Here is a 15,125-nt window from a genome sequence, read left to right as displayed (position 1 = left end):
CGTCTCCACCCTGGAGCTGTCCCCAGGGTCCACCCATGACAATCACGTCCGAGAGCTCGGACATGGCCGGGCATTGCCAGGCTGGTCGGCACACCAATGACAATCACGCCTGGGACCCCAAGGGCTGGCTCCTAAGTCACATCCGGGCGGATCGGAGGGGTGGACCCGCGAAAGCCCGAATGGTGACACCGGGGGCGTCTTCGGGAGTGAGGCGGACGGAGGGCCGTACCCACGAAAAAAGCCCCGGGTGGCGAGCACCCGGGGCGTCTCTCGGAGTGAAACTAGTCGCGGTCGTTGCTGACGGTGGTCTTCTGGACCTGCATCAGGAACTCGGCGTTGGACTTGGTCTCCTTCATCTTCTCCAGCAGGAGTTCCAGCGCCTGCTGCATGTCGAGCGCGTGCAGCACCCGGCGCAGCTTCCAGACGACCTGGAGCTCCTCCTTGCCGAGCAGGATCTCTTCCTTACGCGTGCTGGAGGAGTCCACGTCCACGGCCGGGAAGATGCGCTTGTCGGCGAGCGAGCGGCTGAGCTTGAGCTCCATGTTGCCGGTGCCCTTGAACTCCTCGAAGATGACCTCGTCCATCTTGGAGCCGGTCTCCACCAGCGCCGTGGCCAGGATCGTCAGCGAGCCGCCGTTCTCGATGTTGCGCGCGGCGCCGAAGAACCGCTTCGGCGGGTAGAGCGCGGTCGAGTCGACACCACCGGACAGGATGCGCCCGGACGCCGGGGCGGCCAGGTTGTAGGCCCGGCCCAGACGGGTGATCGAGTCGAGCAGCACGACCACGTCGTGGCCCAGTTCGACCAGGCGCTTGGCACGCTCGATGGCCAGCTCGGCGACCGTGGTGTGGTCCTCGGCCGGACGGTCGAAGGTGGAGTGGATGACCTCGCCCTTCACCGACCGCTGCATGTCGGTGACCTCTTCAGGACGCTCGTCCACCAGGACGACCATCAGGTGGCACTCGGGGCTGTTGCGGGTGATCGCGTTGGCGATGGCCTGCAGCACCATGGTCTTGCCCGCCTTGGGCGGGGAGACGATCAGACCACGCTGGCCCTTGCCGATCGGCGAGACCATGTCGATGATCCGCGTCGTCATGATGTTGGGCTCGGTCTCCAGGCGGAGCCGCTCCTGCGGATACAGCGGGGTGAGCTTGTTGAAGTCGGGCCGCTGCCTGGCCTGGTCGGGCTCCATGCCGTTGACCGTGTCGAGGCGGACCAGCGCGTTGAACTTCTCCCGGCGCTCGCCCTCGCGGGGCTGGCGGACCGCCCCGGTGATGACGTCGCCCTTGCGCAGGCCGTTGCGGCGGATCTGGGCGAGCGAGACGTAGACGTCGTTGGAGCCGGGCAGGTAGCCGCTGGTCCGGACGAAGGCGTAGTTGTCCAGGATGTCGAGGATGCCGGCGATCGGGATGAGGACGTCGTCCTCGCTCACCACGGGCTCGTTGCTGTCGCCGAAACGGTCCCGGCCACGGCGGTTGCGCTCCCGGAACCTGCCCCGACGGCCGCGCGGGTCGTCGTCCTGCCCAGGCCCGCCCTGGCGGTCCTGGCGGCTGTCCTGCCGGGTGTCCTGACGGTCGCGGCCCCGGTTGTCGCCGCTGTCGGCCGCGCGCGTGTCGATCCGCTCGGTGCGATCGGCCCGGTCGGTGCGGTCGTTACGGTCCGTGCGCTCGGTGCGGTCCGCACGGTCGGTGCGGTCGCCCCGGTCCCCGCGGTCACGGCGGTCGCCGCGCTCCCCGCGGTCGTTGCGTCCCCGGCGCTCGCGGCGGTCGTTCATCCGCTCGCCCCGGCTGTCGCGGGAGTCACCGTGCGTGACCTCGGTCTGCGCGGCCTGAGCCGGAGCGGCCTGAGCGGCCTGCGGCTCGGGCGCGGACTGCACGACGGGCTGGGCCGCAGACTGTACGGCGGACTGGACGGCGGGTTGGGCCGCCGGAGCGCTGTCCACGCGCTCCAGAGCGACGGGTTCCGGCTCCGGGCGGGGCTCGGCGACAGGCAGCGTGGCCTGCTCGGGAGCGGCGGTGGCCCGGGAACGTTCCCGGCGGGCACGGGTGGGGCGCTCAGCCGGCGCCGCTTCCGCAGGCTTCGCCTCCGCGGGTGCCGCGGCCCCCCCCTGCTTCTCCTGGATGGCCGCGATGAGCTGGCTCTTGCGCATCCGTCCGGTGCCGCTGATGCCGAGGCTGGTGGCCATGGCCTGCAGCTCGGGCAGCACCATGGCGGACAGGCCGGTGCCGGAGCGACGACGCGGCGAGCGCGCCGCGGCGGCGGTGGGGGCGTCGCCGGCGGGTGCGTCGGCGAGGAGTTCGGTGGTGTCGCTCAACTAATGGTCCTTCCCAGGGGTCGGGCGCCGGGCTTGTTCGTCCAGGCGTCCCGGTGGTGCGACCCGGCGGGACAGACCGGGTCGGGCTTCGCGAACCTCATGCATGGATCCCTCTGGGTACCGAGATTCACGAGCGGTAGAGGCCCGGGGGAATCCCCCCGGATTGCCACCACCGACCAGATGTCGAGGTGGTTCGAACGCGCATGTCTCCGAATACACCGCCCCTGACCGCGTGAGCGACTGGAGGAGGCAGATTCCGGGAAATCCCCACTGCTTCGGCGAAGCGAAGTGCGGAGATGTGCGAATGACAAGCACGCACCCAACACGGGGGCACCTGGTGCGGCTATCAGCCTAACATCACCAGCGCACACAGCTATTCCCTGAAGGTCGAAGAGGCATCAGCGTGTCTCAGGAAACTGAACGAACGCACCCACCGGGTCGATGTTCAGCGGCTGGATGTGCCAGTCATTACCCACTTCTGGCGCGATCAAATCCTGCGCAGACCCGGTGGAAAACGCAAGAATCGTGGGCCCCGCTCCTGAGACTACCGCGGGGACCCCGGCAGAGCGCAGACGTTCTACCAGGTCAGCGGTGCGCGGCATGGCAGGCGCGCGATATTTCTGATGAAGATGGTCTTGCGTGGCGGTCAGCAGGAGATCCGGCCGCCGGGTCAGCGCGTGCACCAGCAGCGCGGCGCTGGCGGCGTTGGCGGCGGCCTCGGCGTGCGGCACGGTGGCGGGCAGCAGGCCCCGGGCCTCCTCGGTGGACAGCCGAAAATCGGGAATCAGGACCACCGGCCGCACGTCCTCGTGCACGGGCAGGGTGACCGCCTTCGGCGTGCCCTGGGCGGTGTAGGCGATGGTGAAGCCGCCGTACAGGCAGGGTGCGACGTTGTCGGGGTGGCCTTCGATCCGGGCGGCGAGTTCGAGCGCGCACGCGTCGTCGAACCCGGGGGCGTCGGCGAACGCGCGGGCGGCGAGCACGCCCGCCACGATCGCGGCCGAGGACGAGCCGAGGCCGCGGGCGTGCGGGATGCGGTTGCGGCAGCGCAGCCGGATGCCCTTGGGCTGGTCGACGCCGAGCGTGTCGAAGGTCGCCCGCATGGTGGAGATGATCAGGTGGCCTTCGCCGGGGTCCACCTCCCCCGCCCCGTGGCCGTCGATCTCGATCTCGACGTCGTCTCCCGCGAGCTCGACCTCGACCTCGTCGTGCAGATCGAGTGCGAGTCCCAGGCTGTCGAATCCGGGTCCCAGATTGGCGCTGGTCGCGGGCACCCGGACCAGAACGCTCATTGGCATGCGTCTCCCCGTCAGGCAAGTTCCAGTGCGGCCGCCGCCGCGTACACGTCGATCGGGATGGTGACCGGGGTGGGCGCGCCCGAGATGGCCCAGTCCGGGTCCTTGAGTCCGTTGCCGGTGACCGTGCAGACGATCCGCTCGCCGGGGTTGATCAGCCCGCGCTCGTGCGCCTGCAGCAGCCCCGCCACGCTGGCCGCCGAGGCCAGCTCGACGAACACGCCCTCCCCCTGGGCGAGCAGCTTGTAGGCCGCCGCGATCTGCCGGTCGGTGACGGCCTGGATGTCGCCGCCCGACTCGTCCCTAGCCGCTTCGGCGAGCCGCCAGGAGGCGGGGTTGCCGATCCGGATCGCGGTGGCGATCGTGTGCGGGTGGGTCACCGGCGCCCCGTTGACGATCGGCGCCGCCCCGCTCGCCTGGAACCCCAACATTCTGGGCCGCTTGCTGGCGAGGCCGTCCGCCGCGTATTCCCGGTATCCCATCCAATATGCCGAGATATTGCCCGCGTTCCCCACCGGGATGCAGTGCACGTCGGGCGCGTCGCCCAGCGCGTCCACGATCTCGAACGCGGCTGTCTTCTGCCCCTGCAACCGGTACGGATTGACCGAGTTGACCAGCGCGATCGGGTAGTTCTCGGCCAGCTTCTTGGTCATCTCCAGGCAGTCGTCGAAGGACCCCTCGACCTGCAGCAGCTTGGCGCCGTGCACGAGCGCCTGGGCCAGCTTGCCCATCGCGATCTTCCCGCGCGGGACCAGCACGGCACAGGTCAGCCCGGCCCTGGTCGCGTACGCCGCCGCGGACGCGCTGGTGTTGCCGGTGGAGGCGCAGATGACCGCCTGAGCGCCCTCCTCCACGGCCTTGCTGATGGCCATGGTCATGCCCCGGTCCTTGAAGCTCCCGGTCGGGTTGAGGCCCTCGACCTTGAGGTGGACCTCGCAGCCGACCAGCTCGGAGACCCGGCGCGCCGGAACCAGCGGCGTGCCGCCCTCCAGCAGCGTCACCACGGGCGTCGCCGAACTCACCGGAAGCCGGTCACGGTACTCCTCGATGAGGCCACGCCAAGCCCTGGACATGATCGCTCCTCCTGCGCGGCATCGCACGCGCGTGCTACCTGCGGTATTGGGAAAAGAGTCTAGGCCCAACGGGCCGGGCGGCGGAGAGCGTTGTCCACCTGATGGGACGTGCGGACCGCCGGGAAGCGCTCTTAGAGAACTCCAAGGATTCTTGACTAGTCTTGATCGATGACCGCCTGCTGACTGAGGGAGTTTCAATTGTGACGGGCAACGTAGCCCGGCCGAGGATCCGCCACAACGACTACTCCCCGCTAGTCCCTCCCGAGCTCGGCCATTGGACTCCGACGCTGCCGGTCAGCGTTGTCATACCCGCGCATAGCGGGCAGCACCGTCTAGATCTGACACTCGCCGCTTTGTCCTCACAAAGCTATCCGGACTCTTTGCTTGACGTCATCGTCGTGGACGACGCGAGCGACCCGCCCCTCCGCCTGCCCGAGATCCGGCCGGGGAACACCAGGCTGATCCGGTCGGCGCCGGACGGCTGGGGCCCCGCCCACGCGCTGAACACGGGCGTGGCGGTGGCGGAGGGCGCGGTGATCCAGCGCCTGGACTCCGACATGATCATCCACCGCGAGCATCTGGAAGCGCTGCTGCGCTGGCACCATCTCACCGACTACGTGGTGACGATCGGCGCCAAGCAGTTCATCGAGGAGCCCGACGTCTCGCCGGCGGAGGTGCGCGACGCGGTCGCGGCCGATCGGCTGGAAACGCTGCTGGACCTGTCACGAGCGGTGCCGAGCTCGACCGAACGGACCATCGTCCGGTTGGACGGCCTCCGCCGGAGCCGCAATCCCTATCACGTGTGCACCGGGCCCACGCTGTCGCTGCCCCGAACGCTGTTCCAGGACGTGGGCGGGCTCAACGGCGCCGTCCAGCGCGGGGAGGACACCGAGTTCGCCTACCGGCTGGCACAGGCGGGTGCGGTCTTCGTCCCCGACATGGAGGCGCGGGCGGAGCATCTGGGCCTGCCCTCGCAGCGGCGCAACCGGGCCACCTCGGTCCGCGCGGTCGAGCCCTTCCTGGCCAACCTGGTCCCGCTCCGCCGGGACCTGCGCAAGGACCGCGGCCGGATCTGGCGGGTTCCGTACGTGGAGGTGGTGATGGAAGTGGCCGGAGTCGCGGAGCGGGTGGTACGGCAAGCGGTGAGCGCGGCCCTCACCGGCACCGTCCACGACGTCCGGGTCACGCTGGTCGCGCCCTGGTCGGCGGTGGCCCCCGGACGCATGCCCGAGCACGGCGGGTGGGCGCTGGAGTTGCGCCTGCTGCTGGAGAGCCTGAGCGACGACCCGAGGGTCGCGCTGGTGGAGACCCTGGTCCCGAACGCGGCACCGGTGCCCTTCCGCCTTCGCTGTACGGCGGACACGCCACTGGCGCCCACCACGCTCGATCGGATGACCCGAGCGATGATCGACGGGCAGCTGGGCATGCTGCTGGTCAACTTCTCCGATGGGCGGCATGCCGTACTGGAGCGGACCGAAGCGGTGAATCGGGCGCGGCTGCTGATGGAGCGGGGAGAGACGATCGCCGCCGTCGTGCACGAGACCCACGGGGTACGGCAGAGCCCGTCGTCCTCGTTCTGGCCCGCGCCGGAAGCCGAGGCGGAAGAATCCGCTCTTCCGCTTGAGCCGGGAACGCCCCAGCGAAGGCCGATCAGAGAGAGACTGAACCCGTTTCTCCGGCAAGAACCGGACTTCTAGCTGCCTCGTGTGAGTTCCGCTGACCTCGCAAAGAAACGACCCCAGCACCCGATCCGCACATTATTGTTAGGAACCGTCCCATTTACCCCAGCATGAAGGCCCTATCGATGCTTTCCTGGACTCGCCCGGCCCTTCTCGGACTCGGTGTCGTCGTGTTCGCCGGCCTGCTGACGCTGGTCATCGCGGGAAAGATCGATCTGCTGCGCGCGGTGGAGCTCGCGGTGCTGCTGGGAGTGGCCGCGATGGGGCTGCTCGCCCTGTGGATGATCCGCCGGGCCGACGGCAAGGTGCTTCGGCTGGATCGTAAGACGGTCAAGCTCCTCGATCCGCTGGACAAGCGGATCGACGGGCTGCGCGCCGAGCTGAGCCGGGTCACGGCGTCGGTGGAGTCGCTGGAGCGGGCGTTCCGGCTTGCCGAGGAGCGGCGGGCGGCCGAGGCGACCAGCGTGCTTGCGGCGCTGGGCGAGGACCGGGTCGAGGCGATGAGCCGCAGCGAGCTGCATGCGAATCTGCTGATCGAGATCGGCGCCGAGCTGCGCGAGCGCCTCGCGCCCGCCGTGGACGCCATGGCGAGGGCGCCGCGATGACCGATCGGCTGGTGAAGCACCTCGAGCTCACCACAGGGCCGGACACCGTCGTGTGCACGATCGGCGTGGAAGACGCGCTGGCCGTGCAGGCGGTGGATCTGGACGCCATTCCGGTGGACACGGTGATCAGCGAGACCTCGCCGACCTGGTTGGTGATCATTGCACGGACGGTGACCGATCTACGCCGTGCGGTGACCATGCACGCCATGCTGCCCAAGGCGACACGGGTCACGGTGGCCGTCGCGCACCTGCCGCAACTGCGGCACGCGCCGCTCGCCCCGGCCTCCGAACATCCGGACTGGCGCAACCTGCTGGACTGGCGGGTGCATCGCACGCCGGGGCACGCCTGGGTGATCGAGGGGCGGTTCAGCGGGCCGGCCCACTCGGGTGAGGTGCTGTTGAGCGCGGCCCGCGCGTTCGGCGGGCAGCGGTTCGAGACGCTGCCGCAGCCGGTGGTGGCGCTGGCCGGTCCTGCCGCCGCGCACTGGCGGCCGGGCGACCCGAACGCCACCCTGTCGCCCGTGGCCGGCCCGGTGCCCGAGCGGTCCGCCGCCCGGGGCGCCGACCTGGCCCTGCGGACGACCGGCCCGAACGGCGGTGACGAGTGGGCGGATCCCGCCGTCTCCGTCGTGACCAGGCCAGAACCGGCGAGCGTGGAATGGGCCCGGATCGGCGCACCCGGCGGGCACCGGATCGGCGCGGCGGTGGATCTGTCCACGCCGCTGTCGCTACCGCCGGTGGACGAGCGGTCGGTGAACCCGGTCGGGTTCGTCTCACGGGCCGAACTGGGGACGGTACGGCTCGCTCAGGACAACGGCCGCTGGGCCGTGCTGGCCGAGGACGGAGCGCTGGTCAGGTTCGCCGGTTCCGGCTGCGTGACCGACGCGGACCTGGCCCGGTTGCGGCGCGTGCGCGACGTCCGGGTGGACTGGCGGCGGGCGCACACAGGGCCGGTGTCGGCGGCCCGCGTGATCACCGGGCTGGCCGCGGGCGGGGTGCCGATGACCGGGGAGCGCGTGCCCACCTGGGGGCAGGGCCTGCTCGGCCCGGAACTGGTCCGGCTGCTGGAGAGCACGGTCGACTTCGACGACCCGATCGAGCGGGAGGCGCACAGTGTCCGGCTGCGCCGTACCGCCCTGGAGGAGCACGGAACCCGGGCGCGGTGGCGGCAGTTCGCGGCCGGAGCCGGGGTGCCGGTGCCCAAGCCGCCGACGGTGTCGGTCCTGCTGACCACCAACAGGCCGGACATGGTGGAGTTCGGGCTCGCCCAGATCGCCCGGCAGCGTGACGTGGACGTCGAGGTGATCCTCAACCTGCACGGGATTCCCGCCCCCGACGTCGCCGGCTTCCCGTTCCCGCTGACCGTCGTCCAGGCGGATCCGGCCGCGACGCTCGGCACCATTCTGAACGAGGCCGCCGCGCGCGCCTCGGGCAGCTTCCTGGCCAAGATGGACGACGACGACTGGTACGGGCCCCGGCACCTCGCCGACCTGCACCTCACGCACCTGTACACCGGCTGCGATCTGACCGGCAGCCCCGCCGAGTTCATCTACCTCAAGCAGATCGACACCACGGTGCAGCGCTACTGGCACACCGAGACCTGGCAGCCGTTCGTGGCCGGCGGAACGATCTTCCTGCCCAGGAGCGTCCTGCACGAGGTCGGCGGCTTCCGCCCGCTCGGCCTCACCGAGGACGGGCAGCTCCTGGAGGCGGTACGGCGCGCGGGCGGCCGGATCTACCAGGCCCACGGCCTGAACTACCTGCTGCGCCGCGAGCCGTCGGCCCGGCACACCTGGCGGGAGCCGATCAACACCTTCCTCAACGACCGCACCGCCCGGCAGTGGCGGGGCTTCCGGCCCAACCCGCTGATGGAGCTGGACGGGACGCCATGAAGGCCGGCCAGCCGCGGGTGCGGTTCAACGACTACGGGATCATCACGCCGCCGGCGCTGGGGCGGTGGCGGCCGAGCCGTACCGTCAGCGTGGTCATCCCCGCCTGGCGGTGCCAGGAGAAGCTGGACCTGACGCTGGCCGCGCTGGCCGGGCAGAGCTATCCGGCGGAGCTGATGGAGGTCGTCGTCGTGGACGACGGCAACACCCCGCCGCTGCGGCTGCCCGAGATCGTCCCGGCCAGGACCCGGCTGATCCAGAGCCGGCCGGGCGGCTGGGGCCGGGCCTGGGCCTGCCAGAGCGGCGCGGACGCCGCCGACGGCGAGATCGTCCACTGGCTGGACGCCGACATGATCCCGTTCAGGGAGCACGTCGAGGCGCAGCTGCGCTGGCACCACCTGGCCGACTACCTGGTGGTCATGGGCGCGCTCCGGTTCGCGCCCGAGCGGCTGCCGACCGCCCAGGAGGTGCACGCGGCGGTATCGGGCGGGTACGCGGACAAGCTCTTCGAGTGGGACCTGACCCAGCGCAACGACTGGTTCGAAGACTTCATCGAACGCACCGACGGGCTGCGCGACTGCCCGGTCGACGCCTACAACGTGCACGTCGGCGCGACCGCCACGGTCTCCGCCGAGCTGCTGCGGGCGGCGGGCGGGATGGACACGTCGCTGGTGCTGGGCGAGGACACCGACCTCGGCTGGCGGCTCTCCCAGCAGGGCGCCGTGTTCATCCCCGACGCGGCGGCGCGGAGCTGGCACCTCGGGCCCGACACGGTGGCCCGGCGGGAGAAGGAGGTGAAGCGCTACAACTGGCCGCACCTGGCCGAGCGCATCCCCGAACTCCGCTGGCTGCGCACCCATCCCCGGCGGACCCGGCTGGTCCCGTACGTCGACGTCGTGGTGGACGTGGCCGGCCTGCCGTTCGAGGACGTGCGCGCCACGGTCGACGGCGTGCTCGCGGGCGTGCCGCACGACGTGACGGTCACCCTGGTCGGCCCGTGGCGCGAGCTCACACCCGATCGCCGTTCGCCGCTGGACGACCCGCTGCTGGACCTCCGGCTGGCCCGGGCGAGCTACGAGAACGAGAGCCGGGTGCGGTTCACCGAGGTCGCCGCCGAGGTGTCGGCGCCCGCGATGTTCCGCCTCCGCCTGCCGGGCGGCTGGGTCCCCGCGCCCGACACCCTGCAACGGCTCACCGCGCACGCCGACACCGACTTCGCCGGCGTGCTGAACGTGGTGCTCAGCGGCCACGCCGACCTGGTCTTCGCCCGCCTGGAGCGGACCGCGGCGATCAGCCGCGGCCTCCGGCTGGTCGGCCGGGACGAGGACCTCGACGACGTCGTGCACGCCACCTTCGGCGTCCGCTGGACCGACGGCGCGATGTGGGGTTTCGTGCCCGCCGCCGAAGCCGCGCCGCCGCGCGCGAACGCCGACGCCGCCAAGTGGGAGCGGGAGGCCGCCAAGTGGCGCGCCGAGGCGGTCAAGTGGAAGGCGACCGCGGCGGCGCAGAAGCAGGAATCGGCCAAGTGGAAGGCGGAGTCGAACGAGTGGCGGCGCAGCGCCGTGCAGTTCCGCCGCGAGCTGGGCCGCCTTCGGTTGCGAGAACGACGCTGGCGGCGGGCGATGCTGGCGCGGGCGCCGTTCCTCCGGGCGGTCAAGCGGGCCCTGCTGCCATGATCTCCGAGATCCGCGCCACCCTGGACGAGGTGCTGGTCGAGCGCGACCTGGCCGTCGCGGTGGTCGCCTGCGCCGGTTTCGACGAACCCGCCCAGCTGGTCGGCGGGCTCAGGGACAGCACCGTGCTGGTGAACCTGGACGGGCCGGTACCCGAACTCCCCGCGGTGGCCGACGGGGTCGCCGTCGTCGTCCGTACCCCCGCCGACCTGTTCCGGATCGCCGGCGGAACGCTCACGCTGCCTTCGTCGCGGCGGCAGGTCGTGCATCTCGTCGAGGCGCCGGCCTGGTGGCGTCCGCCGCTGCCGTTCGCGGCCGCGGGCTTCGCGACCCGGGCGCTGGCCTCGCTGCGGATCGGCCGGCACGGCGACTCCGGCTGGGTCGTCGAGGCGCACTTCTCCGCCGCCGTCCCCGCCGGGTGGCTGCTGCGCTCGCTCACCGCCTCCCCCTCGGCGTACCGGGAAGAGCCGCTGGTGGACCTGCGGTCGGTCAACCCGATCGGGTTCCTGGCCGAGCCAGAACTGGGCCCGGTACGGCTGACCGTGCGCGACGGCGCGATCCTGGACGGGGCGACGCGGGTGCTGGCCCTCCCCCGGTCCGGCCGTCTCGGCGAGAGCGACATCGAACGGCTCCGCCCGTTCCACTCGGTCACGGTGGACTGGCAGGACGCCGAGCCGCTGGCCGCCGCCCGCCTGGTGGCCGGCCTGGCCGCCGCCGGGGTGCCGCTGCACGCCCCCGACGTGCCCGCCGAGCAGCGCGCCCTGCTGGGCGCGGCGCTCTGCGAGCTGATCGGAACAGTGCCGCGGGACCCGCTCGAGCGGGAGGAGCACAGCATCAGGCTCCGCCGGACCGCGATGCTCGCGCACGCGGGCATCACCCGTCTCCCGAGCGTGTCGGTGCTGCTCGCGACCCGCCGCCCCGACCTGGTCGGCTTCGCGCTGGCCCAGATCGGCGACCAGCGCGGCGTCGACGTGGAGATCGTCGTCGCCGGCCACGGCTTCGACCCCGCCCCGCTGGCCGGCGCTCGGGTCACGACGCTGGAATGCGCCGGGAACGTGCCCCTGGGCGCGATGCTCAACCTGGCCGCCGAGCGAGCCTCCGGCGAGGTGCTGACCAAATGGGACGACGACGACTGGTACAGCCCCGACCACCTGCTCGACCTGAGCCTCGCGGCCCGCTACTCCGGCGCGGAACTCACCGGCGCCCCCGCCGAACTGATCTACCTCGAAGGCCCCGACGTCACCGTCCGGCACCGCTGGCGGACCGAGAGCCGGCAGGACTTCGTGGCCGGCGGCACCTTGTTCCTCCCCCGTACGGTCTTCGACGCCGTCGGCGGCTTCCGCCCGATCCCCAAGACCGTCGACGGCGAACTGCTCCGCGCGGTACGGCAGGCCGGCGGCCAGATCTACCAGGCGCACGGCCTCGGTTACGTCCTCCGCCGGGGGCGGCCCGAGCTCCACACCTGGCAGGAGAACGACGACTACTTCCTGGACCGGGCGGTGTCCCGCTGGGCCGGCCTGCGCTCGGCGTCCCACGCCTCTACCTGGGCCTCGTCCGCGCTGGACATCGCCTCGACCTGATCGGCCAGCCGCGCCCGCACGCCGGCGGCCCAGCGCTCGGGCAGCTCGTCCAGGGCGGGGCGGTAGCAGCGTTCCAGCCAGGCCGTACCGGCCTCGGTCGGGCGCAACCGCTTCGCCACGTTGCCGAAGACGGTGGCGTCGGCGCCGGGCAGCCGGGCGACGCCGTACTCGATGACGGCCTGCGATGGGTACGGCGGCTCGCCCTGGAAGGCCTCGCCCGCCTCGCTCGCCTGGGCGGTGATCCTCGGATCGAGCGGCCGGCGGTCCAGGGCGCTGAGGATGAGCTGCTTGCGCAGGCACTTGTCGCAGCGCCAGCATGGCCCCGCCGGGCCGCCGAGCAGGCACCAGCGGGCCAGATCCCACAGCGGGGAGCGGCGGGCCAGCATCATGGTGGCGATCTCGGAGAGCCCGCCGACCGGCTGCATCATCGGCAGCCCGGCCCCCTCGAACGCCCGCCCCCACGGGCCGGCCGCGCTCCACTGGCGCTCGTCGGGCGTGTACCGGGTGGCGTCGATCCGGTAGCGCCCGCCGAGGGTCGTGCCGAACGCGACCGCGCCGAGATCGTACGCGCCGGCCAGCAGGATGGCGCCGACGGCGACCGCGTGGTGCTCGGGGAACATCGGCCAGGGCCGGGTCAGGAACTCCAGGTCGGAGCGGACCACCAGCACGTCGCGCCCGCGCTCGGCCGCCTGCCGGGAGAGCTGCTCCAGGACGTCGGACTGCACGTGTTTGGCCCGGTTCGGCACCGCGCCGTGCGGAACCCGCCGGAAGTGGATCAACGGGGCGTCGGGCAGGAGGGTGGCGGCGGCGATCGAGTCGGCGCCGCTGCTGTAGATGAGCGCCGCCCTGCTTCCCGCGTACCGGTTGAGGAAGTCGTCGACCGGGCCCGCGTCCACCCCCCAGCCCGCCGCGAGGCTCCGCGCGAAACTGGGCGAGATCGGCCGGTCGAAGGTGATCCGCGACTTCGCCCACGGGGCGACGATGGTCCACGCGGCGAGCGCGCGCAGGTCGGGGTGGACCTCGCCCGGGTCGGCCGGGAGGCTCACCTGGCAGGCGCCGGTGACCAGTTCCATCCGCTGCCCGTCCTGGCCTACGCCGGTCAGCTCGTCCTCGGGGTCCAGCCGGAGCCGGAACGTCCAGTCGCCGCCCGCTTCAGTCCATCCGACGCGCACGGTCGCCCTCCATCGTGTCGATCGCCTGCCACAACCGCAGATCCGCCTGGAGCAGGCGTTCCACCGAGTCGGCCGTGTCCCAGGCGAGCCAGTACGCCTGCTCCGCCCGATGCCGTGCCTCCGCCAGTTCCTCTACCAGTTTCTTCGCCAGTTCCTCCGTCAGTTCCTTCGTCCGTTCCTCCGCCAGTTCCTTCGCCTGAGCGATGAGCTCCTGCAACTGAGCGGCCAGTTCGACCCCCCGTTCGGATAACCGTGCCTGCCGAGCGGACAGTTCCAGGTCGCGGGCCGCCAGCAGCCGCGTCAACTCGGCGCGGGTCAGGTACCGCCGATCGAGCCTGTCCGCGAGCCTGCGGCCGAGTCTGCGAAGGATCACTCGCACGTGCCCTTTCCGGTGAACAGCGCCGTTCCGATCCCCGGGAACCGGGTGGACGGCCAAGCCTGCTGGAGGGTGAAGCCCGCGCGCTCGACCGCCAGGACCCGCTCGGCCGCGGCCGGCGGCGCCACCGCGTCCAATGCGCCACCGCGCCAGAGGACCCACACCCGTTCGCGACCGCAGAGCGCCCGGGCGATGCCGGTACGCTCCGGGTAAATGAGCAGCCCGTCGAGGCGTGCCGTGCCGATCCGGAGCACGTCGTCGGGAAGCGTGCCCTCGCCGTAGTACACGAAGCCCTCCCTGATCGATTTGTGCGCGAATATCAGCGCGTCGCCTGGCCGGGACCGGGCCCGCATGAGGTCGACCGCCGCCGGATAGTCGTCGAGGTGCCCGTCCCTGGCCCGCAGTTCCTGGTGTGCCGGCCAGGCCAGGAACAGGACCAGGACCAGCGCGGCGGCCATCGCCGGGCGGCTGAACCGGTCCAGGGCCAGCCCGGCGAGCAGCGCCAGCGCGGGCGCCGCCACGAACGTGTAGCGATCCACGTACATGGGGGCGACGGCGTAGGAGATGGCGAACAGCCCGAGCGGCGGGACGGCCAGCCACAGCCACAGCGGCCCGTTCCCCCGACCGGCGGCGAGCGCGACCCCCAGGAGCAGGCAACCGGTGGGCCAGGACCCGGCCAGGTCCAGCGGGACCCTGGACAGGGTGCCGCCGTCGGGCAACGTGATCCAGGCGACCGCGCCGCGCTGCCCGAACGCGACGACCGCGAGCGCGACGCCGGGTAGCGCTCCCGCGGCCAGCCAGCCGAGCATCCGGGGCAGCACCTCGCGGCGGGATGGCGCGACCGCGACGGCGGCGAGGTGCGCGGGGATGACGAGCAGCGCCAGCAGGTGGGCGCATCCAAGGACGGCCACGGCCAGCGCGTACGCGGCCCAGCGGGCCCGGCTTTCCGGCTTGTCCATGGCCCGGCGCAGCGCCCACATCGCGGCGACGGCCGCCGCGGCGGCGATCGCGTACGGCCGCGCATTCTGGCCGTGATAGGCGACCGAGGGAAGCAGCGCGAAGACGGCGGCGGCGAGCAGCCCCGCCCGCGGCGTGCCCAGCCGCCGGCCGAGTGCGGCCAGCAGTCCCGCGCCGACGCCGATCGCGATCGCGGACGGCAGCCGCAGCCACCATTCCGCGGCGCCCGCCTTCATCCATACGTGCATGAAGGCGTAATACGGCCCGAGCGCCGCGTCGATGTTGCCGACCAGCAGCCCGAGCCCGCGCCAGGACCGGTCGGCGGCACTGACCGTGGCCAACTCGTCGATCCAGAGCGAAGGCACCCAAGAACCGGCCCACGTCACCGCGAAAGCGACCATCCCGGCGGCCACGACCGGCAAGGACGCGACTCGTCGCCCAGCCACGACCTGGGGTGGGGACACCGCGAGCACGACCACTGGGAACCGTTCCGTCCGCCGAACCTATCGGGTGC

Annotated in this window: 11 protein-coding genes; 5 read left to right on the top strand and 6 right to left on the bottom strand. The window is 71.9% G+C overall.

Translation table 11 applies throughout. The features are described 5' to 3' along the window. Positions 1-281: 281 nt before the first annotated feature. The 3 genes from rho to thrC all read right to left on the bottom strand — a co-directional run bounded on the left by rho (position 282) and on the right by thrC (position 4,680). Entirely contained in the window at positions 282-2,312 is a 2,031-nt protein-coding gene (gene rho / locus ABGB08_RS10035) for a transcription termination factor Rho (protein ID WP_347588693.1), read from the bottom strand. A 398-nt stretch (positions 2,313-2,710) separates the two neighbouring features. Further along, positions 2,711-3,604 carry a homoserine kinase gene (gene thrB / locus ABGB08_RS10030; RefSeq protein ID WP_347588690.1) on the bottom strand — a complete coding sequence of 298 codons (894 nt, stop codon included), beginning with the start codon at positions 3,602-3,604 and terminating at the stop codon, positions 2,711-2,713. Between the two features lie 17 nt (positions 3,605-3,621). After that, complete coding sequence (gene thrC, locus ABGB08_RS10025) at positions 3,622-4,680, bottom strand: threonine synthase (protein WP_347588688.1); 1,059 nt, start codon at positions 4,678-4,680, stop codon at positions 3,622-3,624. Positions 4,681-4,880: 200 nt separating this feature from the next. Here thrC and ABGB08_RS10020 point away from each other — a divergent pair, with 200 nt between their 5' ends. From ABGB08_RS10020 to ABGB08_RS10000, 5 genes are all read left to right on the top strand, one after another. Beyond that, positions 4,881-6,377 (top strand): glycosyltransferase, encoded by a 1,497-nt coding sequence (locus tag ABGB08_RS10020; protein ID WP_347588686.1) that lies wholly within the window; start codon positions 4,881-4,883, stop codon positions 6,375-6,377. A gap of 107 nt (positions 6,378-6,484) precedes the next feature. Then, positions 6,485-6,964 (top strand): hypothetical protein, encoded by a 480-nt coding sequence (locus tag ABGB08_RS10015; RefSeq protein ID WP_347588684.1) that lies wholly within the window; start codon positions 6,485-6,487, stop codon positions 6,962-6,964. After that, on the top strand, positions 6,961-8,856 hold the full coding sequence (locus ABGB08_RS10010; protein ID WP_347588682.1) for a glycosyltransferase family 2 protein: 1,896 nt from the start codon (positions 6,961-6,963) through the stop codon (positions 8,854-8,856). The genes ABGB08_RS10015 and ABGB08_RS10010 overlap by 4 nt, the downstream gene beginning before the upstream one ends. Then, the gene (locus ABGB08_RS10005; RefSeq protein WP_347588680.1) at positions 8,853-10,529 is read left to right on the top strand and encodes a glycosyltransferase; all 1,677 of its coding nucleotides are present in this window, start codon (positions 8,853-8,855) and stop codon (positions 10,527-10,529) included. Before ABGB08_RS10010 ends, ABGB08_RS10005 begins: the two co-directional genes overlap by 4 nt. Further along, on the top strand, positions 10,526-12,106 hold the full coding sequence (locus ABGB08_RS10000) for a hypothetical protein (protein ID WP_347588678.1): 1,581 nt from the start codon (positions 10,526-10,528) through the stop codon (positions 12,104-12,106). Before ABGB08_RS10005 ends, ABGB08_RS10000 begins: the two co-directional genes overlap by 4 nt. Here ABGB08_RS10000 and ABGB08_RS09995 read toward each other — a convergent pair. From ABGB08_RS09995 to ABGB08_RS09985, 3 genes are read right to left on the bottom strand one after another with little or no spacing between them, the layout of a single operon-like run. Further along, the gene (locus ABGB08_RS09995) at positions 12,007-13,278 is read right to left on the bottom strand and encodes a DUF6395 domain-containing protein (protein WP_347588676.1); all 1,272 of its coding nucleotides are present in this window, start codon (positions 13,276-13,278) and stop codon (positions 12,007-12,009) included. The two genes, ABGB08_RS10000 and ABGB08_RS09995, sit on opposite strands and share 100 nt — an antisense overlap. Beyond that, entirely contained in the window at positions 13,259-13,651 is a 393-nt protein-coding gene (locus ABGB08_RS09990) for a hypothetical protein (RefSeq protein WP_347588674.1), read from the bottom strand. The genes ABGB08_RS09995 and ABGB08_RS09990 overlap by 20 nt, the downstream gene beginning before the upstream one ends. Continuing rightward, entirely contained in the window at positions 13,648-15,090 is a 1,443-nt protein-coding gene (locus tag ABGB08_RS09985) for a glycosyltransferase family 39 protein (protein WP_347588672.1), read from the bottom strand. Before ABGB08_RS09985 ends, ABGB08_RS09990 begins: the two co-directional genes overlap by 4 nt. Positions 15,091-15,125: the final 35 nt, after the last annotated feature.

Source organism: Acrocarpospora sp. B8E8, assembly GCF_039871605.1.
GTDB classification, from domain to species: domain Bacteria; phylum Actinomycetota; class Actinomycetes; order Streptosporangiales; family Streptosporangiaceae; genus Acrocarpospora; species Acrocarpospora macrocephala.
Note: the sequence above shows the minus strand (reverse complement) of the source record. Positions and strands in the feature narration are given on the sequence as shown.